The sequence below is a fragment of the Shewanella seohaensis genome (genome assembly GCF_023283775.1).
GTDB lineage: Bacteria > Pseudomonadota > Gammaproteobacteria > Enterobacterales > Shewanellaceae > Shewanella > Shewanella seohaensis.
The window spans coordinates 16,820-29,020 of the sequence record NZ_JAKILE010000020.1; the positions used below are offsets into that span (position 1 = coordinate 16,820).

9 protein-coding genes are annotated in these 12,201 nt (G+C 47.3%); 6 read left to right on the top strand and 3 right to left on the bottom strand.

From position 1 onward, the window contains the following. Window positions 1-50: 50 nt before the first annotated feature. Together L2713_RS18980 and pepQ are read right to left on the bottom strand one after the other, a co-directional pair. Window positions 51-665 (bottom strand): YigZ family protein, encoded by a 615-nt coding sequence (locus tag L2713_RS18980; RefSeq protein ID WP_248968954.1) that lies wholly within the window; start codon window positions 663-665, stop codon window positions 51-53. 15 nt (window positions 666-680) lie between these two features. Continuing rightward, window positions 681-2,000, bottom strand: a complete 1,320-nt coding sequence (gene pepQ / locus L2713_RS18985; RefSeq protein ID WP_248968955.1) for a Xaa-Pro dipeptidase — start codon at window positions 1,998-2,000, stop codon at window positions 681-683. A gap of 442 nt (window positions 2,001-2,442) precedes the next feature. On the opposite strand from pepQ, the gene fadB reads away from it, so the two are divergent. The 6 genes from fadB (at window position 2,443) to L2713_RS19015 (ending at window position 11,468) form a co-directional block, all read left to right on the top strand. Next, the gene (fadB, locus tag L2713_RS18990) at window positions 2,443-4,593 is read left to right on the top strand and encodes a fatty acid oxidation complex subunit alpha FadB (protein WP_089066599.1); all 2,151 of its coding nucleotides are present in this window, start codon (window positions 2,443-2,445) and stop codon (window positions 4,591-4,593) included. Between the two features lie 22 nt (window positions 4,594-4,615). Next, the gene (gene fadA / locus L2713_RS18995) at window positions 4,616-5,779 is read left to right on the top strand and encodes an acetyl-CoA C-acyltransferase FadA (RefSeq protein WP_248968956.1); all 1,164 of its coding nucleotides are present in this window, start codon (window positions 4,616-4,618) and stop codon (window positions 5,777-5,779) included. A gap of 233 nt (window positions 5,780-6,012) precedes the next feature. Beyond that, window positions 6,013-7,206 (top strand): diguanylate cyclase domain-containing protein, encoded by a 1,194-nt coding sequence (locus L2713_RS19000; RefSeq protein WP_248968957.1) that lies wholly within the window; start codon window positions 6,013-6,015, stop codon window positions 7,204-7,206. Window positions 7,207-7,364: 158 nt separating this feature from the next. Next, a complete protein-coding gene (gene tusA / locus L2713_RS19005) occupies window positions 7,365-7,610 on the top strand; it encodes a sulfurtransferase TusA (protein ID WP_011620849.1) in 246 nt (81 codons plus the stop codon). A 35-nt stretch (window positions 7,611-7,645) separates the two neighbouring features. Then, entirely contained in the window at window positions 7,646-8,083 is a 438-nt protein-coding gene (locus tag L2713_RS19010; RefSeq protein ID WP_248968958.1) for an MOSC domain-containing protein, read from the top strand. 196 nt (window positions 8,084-8,279) lie between these two features. Further along, entirely contained in the window at window positions 8,280-11,468 is a 3,189-nt protein-coding gene (locus L2713_RS19015) for an amidohydrolase family protein (RefSeq protein WP_248968959.1), read from the top strand. Between the two features lie 85 nt (window positions 11,469-11,553). Here the strand turns inward: L2713_RS19015 and L2713_RS19020 are convergent, their stop codons facing one another. Then, window positions 11,554-12,129, bottom strand: a complete 576-nt coding sequence (locus L2713_RS19020) for a DNA-3-methyladenine glycosylase I (protein ID WP_248968960.1) — start codon at window positions 12,127-12,129, stop codon at window positions 11,554-11,556. Between the last annotated feature and the right edge of the window lie 72 nt (window positions 12,130-12,201).

The window sequence follows — 12,201 nt, forward strand, 5'->3', positions numbered from 1 at the left end:
GCAAAGGTATTTTCAGCATTTTGCATATTTTGGCATAATTTACGCAGGCATCACAGCTCAAACTCTGCGCGCAGGCTGCCCTGACTCAAAGTTGCCAGCGATTCATTCAATATACCCTGCTGCTGTTTGCCTATTTCAAAATGGATATCAACGGCTTCGGCAAATTGCTTATCGATGATCACCGCTTCTAACTGCTGCAGTAAATGCTCAACATCCCTTAATTGGGTGTAATCACAATGCAGTTTTGCCGGATAACGTAATTGCTTTACTCGCGTCGGCAATTGCCCTAAACCTTGGCGTAATCCCGAGGTATAGGCACGCACTAAACCGCCCACGCCTAACTTAGTACCGCCATAGAAACGCACGACCACGGCACCGACTTCACCGAGATTCGCGCCTTGTAATACTGCGAGCATTGGACGACCAGCGCTGCCCGCAGGCTCACCATCGTCACTCGAACCAATGGCAATGCTGTCGTTAGGCGCTCCTGCGATAAAGGCATAGCAGTAATGACTGGCGCCGGGAAAATCTCGCTTGATGTCAGTAAGTACTAACTTCAGTTGTTCTAAACTCGTGCAATGAAATAGAAAAGAGATAAAGCGGCTATGCTTTATCTCTTCTTCTATCTGCACATTTTCACTCGGTATCAGATAACTTTCGAGCACTCGCTCTCCCTAAACTCACGCTAAGCCCAGTTCACGGGTCATATTTTCGTTTCGATCTTGATGCACAATTACATTATCCTCGATACGAATACCACCGAAAGGTCGCAGCTCATCAACGGTGCGCCAATTGATCTGCTGGCCACGGCTATCTTGTTTTAGCTCATTGAGTAAAGTGTCGATAATGTACAAACCAGGCTCCATCGTAAGCACTTGGTTTGGCGCTAAAATGCGGGTGCAACGCAGGAACGGATGGGCTTCAGGTGCCGGAATATGGGTACCACGCTCATCGAAGGAAAAACCGCCCACATCATGCACTTGCAAGCCTAACATATGGCCGAGTCCGTGGGGGAAGAAGGCGCTGGTAATACCTTGGTCGACTAAGCCTTGGGCATCGCCCGTGGCTAACTCAAAATCCAACAGCATTTGCGCGACTTTGCCATGGGTCGCCAAGTGTAAATCGGGATAACGCACACCTGGGCGCATCATATCGATCAGTTCGAGCTGCGCCTTGTTCATGGCAGTGATCAATTCATCAAAGCGATTCTTCTCAAACGCATAGGTACGAGTGATATCCGACGCATAGCCAAAGTAGCTCGCACCCGCATCGATTAAAAAAGATAAACGCCGCGCCGGATTTTGATGCTCGAGCGCGGTGTAATGCAAAATCGCCGCATTTTGGTTTAAGGCAATGATATTACCGTAGGGCACTTCGTTCTCGCCCTGTCCCACGGCAGATAAATACTGCTGCTGAATTTCAAACTCGCTGGCACCGTTATAGAAGGCATTTTTAGCCGCTAAATGCCCTTGCACCGCGATCTGGTTCGCACGGCGCATACATTCGAGTTCATATTCGGTTTTAGTGGTACGGTGGAAATGCAGATAGCTCATCACAGAGTCAGGATTGCGACTGGTGAAACCAAGTACCTCAGCCACATCTAAATGCTCACCCAAATAAGCCCAGTTGGCGATATCGCTAGGCAATAGATCGGCAACCTTATCGGCCTTAGTGAGTAACTTGATCTCAAAATGCTCGGTCCAGAACATCTCCGGCACGTCCGACACCTTATGCCAAAAGTCCACAGGGCGATAAAAAATCAGTTGTGGCTTATCGCGACCGTTTACTACTAACCAGCAGTTAGGGTTATCTAACACAGGTAACCAAGCCTTGAAGTGGGGATTGGCTTTAAAAGGATAATTAATGTCGTCCAAAAACATTCGATGTGGCTGACCCGAGTGGATCACTAAACCTGATAATGCTTCACGCGATACAATTTCAGCGACTCGACGATTAAGCTCGGCGATGTGGGCATGATAGTGATGAGCCAAGTGATCCATGTGTCATATCCTGTAATGAACGATAGTTAATAAAAAACCGCAAATCTGACTAAGCCATATAGGCTCAGTGTTTTCCTTTGCTAACGCCCTATGATTTCACAGGTTAGCAAATTCTCGATTTAAGCCTATGCTTTTAATTCTAAAAATAAAATTATCCATTTAGCCAGCGAGCAATACCGCTAAAGTACAAATTCCCACCACGTACTCTTTGGCGTAATCTGGCACTTCTACACTTTGTGCAGTGTATCACAAAGCTGAAAATTCACTCTAGCCGACAAGAAATTAAACAGTCGTTTAAATTGGGTGTTGTAATTTATCGAATTTCGAAGCACACTGGCACACAACTGGTCAAATGATGGCCGAAGCTGCTGTGAGATAGAGAGTCGTACTAACACCAACAGATAATGGTGGGTATCACTTTTAAGCCAAAAGGAAGCAAGCAATGATCTACCAAAGTCCTACAATTCAGGTTGAGTTACTCGAGGATAATATTGCCAAGCTGTGCTTTAACGCACCCGGTTCGGTGAACAAATTCGACAGAGAAACACTCGCCTCACTCGATGCCGCATTAGATAGCATTAAACAACAATCAAACATTCAGGCTTTAGTGCTGACCTCAGGTAAAGATACCTTTATCGTGGGTGCCGACATTACTGAATTTTTAGGCTTATTCGCACAGGATGATGCGGTACTGCTCTCTTGGGTTGAACAGGCCAACGCCGTATTCAACAAACTCGAAGATTTACCTTTCCCAACCGCTTCAGCGATTAAAGGTTTCGCCCTAGGCGGCGGTTGTGAAACTATTCTGGCAACGGATTTCCGTATCGCCGATACCACAGCCAAAATCGGCCTGCCCGAAACCAAACTGGGCATTATCCCAGGCTTTGGTGGCACAGTGCGTTTACCACGTGTGATTGGTGCGGATAACGCCCTTGAGTGGATCACCACGGGTAAAGATCAGCGTCCAGAAGATGCCTTAAAAGTCGGTGCGGTTGACGCCGTTGTTGCGCCAGAGGCTTTAGAAGCTGCAGCCATTCAAATGCTAAAAGATGCAGTTGCAGAAAAGCTTGATTGGCAAGCCCGTCGCCAACGTAAGATGTCACCACTGACCTTACCAAAACTCGAAGCCATGATGTCTTTCACTACCGCTAAAGGCATGGTGTTTGCGGTTGCGGGTAAACACTACCCAGCACCTATGGCGGCAGTCAGCGTTGTTGAACAAGCTGCGACCAAAGGCCGCAGCGACGCACTGCAAATTGAACATCAAGCGTTTATCAAGTTAGCGAAAACCGATGTAGCCAAAGCGTTGATCGGTATCTTCTTGAATGACCAATTAGTCAAAGGCAAAGCTAAAAAAGCGGGCAAACTCGCCAAAGATGTGAAAAGCGCCGCCGTATTAGGTGCTGGCATCATGGGTGGTGGTATCGCTTACCAAAGCGCCAGCAAAGGCACGCCAATAGTAATGAAGGATATCGCTCAACCGGCATTAGATTTAGGTTTAGGCGAAGCCGCTAAACTGTTATCTGCGCAAGTTGCTCGCGGCCGCTCTACCCCAGAAAAAATGGCTAAGGTGCTGAACAACATCACTCCAGCCTTAGACTATGCTCCAGTAAAACATGCTGACGTGGTTGTCGAAGCCGTAGTTGAGCATCCAAAAGTGAAGGCACAAGTACTGGCGGAAGTTGAACAGTACGTAAGTGAAGATGCGATTATCGCCTCTAACACGTCAACCATTTCAATCAACCTGCTCGCGAAGAGCATGAAGAAGCCTGAGCGTTTCTGCGGTATGCACTTCTTCAACCCTGTGCATAAAATGCCATTGGTTGAAGTTATTCGTGGCGAGCACAGCTCAGAAGAAACCATCGCATCTGTTGTTGCCTACGCCAGCAAAATGGGTAAAACCCCAATCGTTGTTAACGATTGCCCGGGTTTCTTCGTTAACCGCGTACTCTTCCCGTACTTTGCGGGCTTTAACGGCCTGCTCGCCGAAGGTGGCGACTTTGCCGCTATCGATAAAGTGATGGAAAAACAATTCGGCTGGCCAATGGGTCCTGCTTACCTGCTAGACGTTGTCGGCCTAGACACGGGTCACCACGCGCAAGCGGTAATGGCCGAAGGCTTCCCCGATCGTATGGGCAAATCTGGCAATGACGCGATTGACGTGATGTTTGAGAACAAGCGTCTCGGTCAGAAGAATGGTAAAGGTTTCTACGCTTACTCTGTAGATAGCCGTGGTAAACCAAAGAAAGATGTCGACCCAACCAGCTACGAGCTGCTGAAGGCCGCCTTTGGTGAGCAAAAAGCATTCGATGCGGATGAAATCATCGCCCGCACTATGATCCCAATGATTATCGAAACCGTTCGCTGTTTAGAAGAAGGCATTGTGGCATCACCTGCCGAAGCAGATATGGGCTTGGTCTATGGTTTAGGTTTCCCTCCATTCCGTGGTGGTGTATTCCGTTACTTAGATACTATGGGCGTAGCCAACTTTGTCGCCTTAGCTGACAAATACGCTCACTTAGGTGGTTTGTATCAAGTCACCGACGCCATGCGCGCCCTTGCTGCCAACAACGGTAGCTACTACCAAGCCTAATTAGCGGGAAAGGAATTTAATTATGAAACAAGCTGTTATCGTAGATTGCATTCGTACTCCTATGGGCCGTTCTAAGGCTGGGGTGTTCCGTAATGTACGTGCAGAAACACTCTCTGCCGAATTAATGAAAGGTCTATTACTGCGTAACCCGCAATTAGATCCCAATACTATTGAAGACGTGATTTGGGGCTGCGTGCAGCAAACCCTAGAGCAAGGCTTCAACATTGCCCGTAACGCATCATTGCTGGCAGGTATCCCGAAGACGGCTGGCGCCGTGACAGTCAACCGCCTATGCGGTTCTTCAATGGAAGCCATCCATCAAGCCGCTCGCGCAATCATGACTGGCATGGGCGACACCTTTATCATTGGTGGTGTTGAACACATGGGCCACGTGCCAATGAACCACGGTGTGGACTTCCACCCAGGTTTAGCCAATAACGTCGCTAAAGCGTCTGGCATGATGGGTTTAACCGCTGAGATGTTGGGTAAGCTGCACGGTATTACCCGTGAGCAGCAAGATGCCTTTGCAGTGCGTTCACACCAACGCGCTTACGCAGCCACTGTTGAAGGCCGCTTTGCCAAGGAAATCTATGGCATCGAAGGCCATGATGCTAACGGCGCGCTGATTAAAGTGCTGCACGACGAAGTGATTCGTCCAGAAACCTCAATGGAATCACTAGCGGCGCTGCGTCCTGTATTCGACCCAGCAAACGGTACCGTTACTGCCGGCACCTCTTCAGCATTATCTGACGGCGCTTCGGCAATGTTAGTCATGGAAGAGTCTAAAGCGCGCGCTTTAGGTCTACCAATCCGAGCCCGTATCCGCTCAATGGCGGTTGCAGGTTGTGACGCGGCAATCATGGGTTACGGTCCAGTACCTGCTACTCAAAAAGCTCTGGCTCGCGCAGGCATCACAGTTAATGATTTAGATGTTATCGAACTGAACGAAGCCTTTGCCGCCCAATCTTTACCCTGCGTGAAAGATTTAGGCCTGTTGGATGTGGTCGATGAGAAGATTAACCTCAACGGTGGTGCTATCGCACTTGGCCATCCACTGGGCTGCTCTGGTGCGCGTATTTCGACAACGCTGATCAACCTGATGGAGCACAAAGATGCGACCTTAGGTTTAGCCACTATGTGTATCGGTTTAGGCCAAGGTATTGCGACCGTTTTCGAACGCGTTTAATCCCTAACCCCCATTCTTTAAAAGCCGGACTCAGTTCCGGCTTTTTTATTGCTTTCATTTCATCTCGCACTATTAATAATCTTACTCACACCGCCTCATCAATTTGAAAATCGGATAGTTTTCGACTTAACTTGGTAAATATCCTTAGTGTACTTATCCGCGTTTAACCGTCATAACACGGCGTAACCAAAGGCAAGGATGCTTTTCATCATTTACGCGATGAGGGAGTTATTATGCTGCAAACGGAGCAAACGCTTTTTGAACAAATGCGGATCACTGAGCTTGAGATTGATTTTCGCAAATCCTTATTCTCTTTTACCTTGGCGGATGTCAGAGCGCTTCAATCCTTCAAACCTGTGATTGAAGCGAACATAGACAAAATCGTTGATGACTTCTATGGCCTGCAAACCAGTGTATCTGAAATTGCATTGTTGATTGGCGACTCCGACACACTGGCTCGTTTGCGTACCGCCCAGAGACGCTATGTGCTCGACCTATTTAATGGTGTGTACGATTTAGAATATGTAAACAACCGCCTAAGGATTGGCTTAGTACACAAACGTATCGGCGTCGAACCCAAACTCTATCTCTCAGCCGTTCATACCCTAAAAGAGCTGATTTATGCGGAGATTAATAACTCGGTTAAAGACGCTGCTCAAAATGAACGCATTAGAATCGCCATCGACAAGCTAGTGCTTTTCGATGTTACCTTAGTGTTTGATACTTATATTCGCAGCTTGGTTTCTGAAATTGAGAACGCCAAAGACAAGGCGGAACGTTACGCTCAAAGCATGGAAAGTAAAGTCAAAGAGCGCACACAACAACTCGAAGAATTATCTCAAACTGACCCATTAACCGGCTTGCTAAACGTGCGTCACTTGCAGGAATTTGCCACGCGTATCCTAAGAGCCGCGCAAAGACGTGCCGAACCCGTAAGCGTTATTTATCTCGATGTGGATGACTTCAAACACTTTAATGATAGCCAAGGCCATAGAGCTGGAGATGAAGTACTCAGAGCCGTCGCTCAATCAATAAAGGAAAGTACCCGAGCGGAAGATCATTGTTTTCGCTATGGTGGTGACGAGTTTTGTATCATCATGCCCAACTGCCGTGAGGAACAAGCCAGAGATCATTTTATCGAACGCTTTAACCAGAATATCAAGCGCCACCTGAATAACATCTCATTAAGCTTTGGTATCGTGGATACTGGTCCCTACGACTACGATGATGCCAATACCCTAATCCATAAAGCCGATCAAAAAATGTATAGCTACAAACGCGCACGAGCTGCCAAATCACAGTTACCAGCGACGGCGGCCAATGATTTAAAAACCGAGATGAATAACATAGAGACTCTAAACCTCGACACCGTAGAATCTTGCCCCCATGAATCTGCTGCACCAATCATAGATAAAATCGCCGAATAATGATGTTGTTCCACGTGGAACATTTCGATGGTTACGAGCAAACATCTGCTTGGCTGAAGCAATTCCAGCCCCATCACAAATTCAGGCCATCAACTTGGTTTATCCAAATCACTGGAGTAACATTAGCCAATTCTGTTTAACCGTTCACTCGAGGTCACATGAACGACGTTTTCTCAACCGCACAACACAAACTGGATGCTCTTGGTTTACGCTGCCCAGAACCGGTAATGATGGTGCGTAAAACGGTAAGACAAATGGCACAAGGTGAAACCCTGCTTATCATCGCAGATGACCCAGCCACCACACGTGATATTCCCAGCTTTTGCGAATTTATGGACCACACACTGATCGCCAGTGAAACCAGCCAAACACCCTATCAATATCTAATTAAAAAGGGACTCTAAGTCTCTGCATCGACATTAGGATAAGGACATCAAACATGCCGAAACTAGTTGCTATTGCCTACAAAACGGTTAAACGCGGGCCAATGAACGAAGTGCTATGCGCGAATGTCACCCAGCACAGCGGCGTCGAAAAAGATGTATTTGGTCGCCCGGGTAAACGGCAAGTCACGGTACTGTCGCTGCAGCAGTGGCAAATAGCGTGTCAGAGCATAGATGCAAATTTACCTTGGACGACTCGACGAGCGAACCTATTAGTCGATGGTTGTAGTTTTAGTGCGGCTGATGTGGGTAAGCAGCTCCGCATTGGTGATCTCTGCCTCGAAGTAACAGGTGAAACCGATCCCTGCAAGAAGATGGAACAGGCTCATTCAGGCTTGGAATCCGCGCTTACGCCCGATTGGCGAGGCGGCATCACCTGCCGTGTCATCAATGATGCTATGATCCATATCGGCGACCCCGTTACATTAGACTAATCACCACTTCGTGGAGAGTAAGCCACATTACTCTCCCACAGCTTACCCGCCTCAGCTTCAGCCCCTCCGTCATTAATTGAAACAGTATTTCCGTTTTCCTTACTGGGTATTTGTGCGATAACTTAGCGCAGCATTAACAAAAGTTTATCTAATCCGATAACAGCAAAGCCCTAGAATAACGATAACAGGACATAACATGTTGAAACCTAAGCTGACACCGCTTTATATCGCCCTGATGCTTGGCCTTAGTTCCCATGCCGTACAGGCAACAGACGCCCCAAAAACCAGTTGGGACGTCAATGCGCCAGCCAATGCTCCACTAGAAAAGGTGACCATAGATGTAACCGAAGGCACTTGGATGAACATCAGTGTCAGCCCAGATGGTAAAAATTTAGTGTTTGATTTACTGGGTGATATTTATCAAATCCCCGTCACGGGTGGAGAGGCAAAGCCATTAGCTCAAGGCATAGCCTGGCAAATGCAGCCCGTGTATAGCCCAGATGGTAAGCACATTGCCTTCACCTCAGATGCAGATGGTGGCGACAACATTTGGATTATGGATGCCGACGGCAGCAATCCACACACAGTCACGACGGAAACCTTTCGTTTACTCAACAGTCCTGCGTGGAGCCCTGATTCACAATATTTAGTCGGTCGTAAGCATTTTACCGCCAGTCGCAGTTTAGGCGCCGGCGAAGTTTGGCTCTACCACGTCGCCGGTGGCGAAGGCGTTAAACTGACCGAACGTCCTAACGATGAAAAGGATTTAGGGGAGCCAGCCTATTCACCCGATGGCCGCTATATCTATTTCAGTCAGGATGACACTCCTGGCAAAACCTTCCATTATTCCAAAGACTCAGTGAACGGCATCTATAAAATCAAGCGTTACGATACCCAAACGGGTGATATTGAAATCTTGATCGAAGGGACTGGCGGAGCCATTCGCCCAACACCGAGTCCTGATGGCACCAAACTAGCATATATCAAGCGAGATGATTTCCAATCCTCTTTGTATTTACTCGATTTGAAATCCGGCGAAACGACTAAGCTGTACGGCGATTTAGATCGCGATATGCAAGAGACTTGGGCAATCCACGGCGTCTATCCCACCATGGCGTGGACTCAAGATAACAAAGATATTTTTTTCTGGGCTAAAGGCAAAATCAATCGCCTGAATGTGACCAATAAAACGGTCACCAACATTCCCTTCAGTGTCAAAACCCAGCTAGACGTGCAGCCTTCAGTACGCTTTAAACAAGATATTGATAAGGATGTATTCGACGTAAAAATGCTGCGAATGGCGCAAGTTTCACCGGATGGCAGCAAGGTCGCCTTCGAAGCTTTAGGTAAAATCTGGTTGAAGACGCTTCCCGATGGCAAGATATCACGCTTAACCGAGTTAGGTAATGACATTGAAGAACTCTATCCCCTGTGGTCGCGTGATGGCAAAAATATTGTCTTCACAACTTGGAATGACCAAGACCAAGGCACAGTACAAGTGATCAGTGCTAAAGGTGGCAAAGCGAAACAACTTACCACTGAGCCAGGAAAATACGTCGAGCCCACCTTTTCTCCCGATGGCGAACTTGTGGTGTATCGTAAAACCCAAGGTGGACACCTCACGCCTCGCACTTGGTCGCAAGAACCCGGCCTGTACAAGGTTGATTTAAAAACCAAACAAAATAAGAAAATCTCCGCAGAGGGTTATCAAGCACAATTCGGCGCTTCGGCAGACCGCATTTTCTTTATAAACACTGGTGAAAACGACACGCCACAGCTTGCCTCAATTAACCTAGATGGTTTTGATAAGCGCGTTCACTACAGCAGTAAGCATGCAACGGAATTTAGAGTTTCACCCGACGGCGAACAACTGGCCTTTGCCGAGCGTTTTAAAGTTTGGGTTACCCCCTTTGCTAAACATGGTGAAACGGTTGAAATCGGCCCTAACGCCAGCAATCTTCCCGTCACACAGTTAAGTGTGCGAGCTGGCGAAAGCATCAGCTGGAATAGCAAGAGTAACCAACTCTATTGGACTCTTGGCCCAGAACTGTACCAAGCCAATGTTGATTCCCAGTATCTTAAAAAGGACGAGCAAGCTAAGCCAAGCATTATCAACTTAGGCTTTACCGAAAAGGCAGATGTTCCACGTGGCACAGTCGCCTTTGTTGGCGGCAAAGTGATCACTATGGAAAATGACCAAGTCATCGATAAGGGTGTAGTGGTCGTCAAAGACAATCATATTCTAACCGTTGGCGATGCGAATGCGTCAATTCCAAAGGATGCACAAGTCATCGATATAAGTGGCAAATCCATTATGCCTGGTTTGTTCGATGCGCATGCCCATGGTGCCCAGGCCGATGATGAAATCGTGCCACAACAAAACTGGGCACTCTACTCTGGATTATCCTTAGGCGTGACAACTATCCATGATCCGTCAAACGATACCACTGAGATTTTTGCCGCCTCGGAACAGCAAAAAGCAGGTCACATCGTTGGTCCACGGATTTTCTCGACTGGAACAATTCTCTATGGCGCAAATGCTCCCGGCTACACCTCACATATCGACTCACTCGATGATGCGAAATTCCATTTAGAGCGACTCAAAAAAGTTGGTGCCTTTAGCGTTAAGAGCTACAACCAACCGCGTCGTAATCAAAGACAACAGGTTATCGCCGCTGCTCGCGAACTCGAAATGATGGTCGTGCCAGAGGGTGGCAGCTTGCTACAACATAACCTGACCATGGTTGCCGATGGCCATACAACCGTAGAACACTCATTACCCGTGGCAAATATTTATAACGATATTAAACAGTTCTGGAGCCAAACTAAGGTCGGTTACACTCCAACCTTAGTCGTCGCCTACGGCGGTATCTCGGGTGAAAACTATTGGTATGATAAGACCGATGTGTGGGCACATCCGCGCCTGTCGATGTATGTTCCAAGCGATATCTTGCAGGCTCGCTCAATGCGTCGTCCCCACGCCCCAGACAGTCACTACAACCATTTTAATGTTGCGAAAGTGGCTAATGAGTTCAATAAGCTAGGTGTGCATTCCAATATTGGCGCCCACGGTCAGCGTGAAGGGTTAGCAGCACATTGGGAAATGTGGATGTTCGCCCAAGGCGGTATGAGCAATATGGATGTACTCAAAACAGCGACCATCAACCCAGCCACTACCTTCGGTCTGGAGCATCAACTTGGCTCGATTAAGACAGGTAAGCTTGCGGACTTAATCGTAATCGATGGCAACCCATTAGCGGATATTCGAGTCACAGATAAAGTCACTTACACCATGGTCAATGGTAAGTTGTTCGACGCTGAGTCGATGAACCAGCTCAATGGTAACAAGCAACAGCGTAAACCTTTCTTCTTCGAGAAAATCTAATCTCTACAAGGTGAAATAACAAAAGGCATGTTCCACGTGGAACATGCCTTTTTATTTTTGATTTTAGCTCTATAAAATAAGTGACTTATTTGCCGCCACAGCAAGCATCATAGGCGATGCAATCAACTAGATGATCGTTCACCATTCCCACTGCCTGCATAAAAGCATAACAAATCGTTGGGCCGACAAAGTTAAAGCCGAGTTTTTTTAACGCCTTGGACATGGCCTCTGACTCAGGCGTCTGTGCTGGAACCTGCGACATGGAAGTAAAATGATTCACCATAGGCTTACCACCAACAAAGCTCCACAGAAATTCAGCAAAATCTTTGCCATCCGCTGTGTAGGCTAAGTAGCCTTTTGCATTACGAATAATCGAATGGATCTTAAGGCGATTACGAACAATACCAGGATTGTTCATCAATTCCTCTACCTTAGCATCGTCGAAAGTTGCAATCACTGCGGGTTCAAAATCCGCAAAGGCTTGTTCGTAATTTTGTTGTTTCTTTAAGATAGTAATCCAAGACAACCCAGCTTGTTGCCCATCTAAACAGAGCTTGGCAAATAACTCCTTCGAATCATAAACTGGGCGCCCCCACACCTTATCGTGGTACTCACGATACAAGGGATCATCGCTGACCCAATTACAGCGGATTTCTTCCATGGCCTATCTACCTTAACGTTTTAACGAAGAAGGTAAAAAATAACCTACATAAGCAGAGATCTACAAGGTATA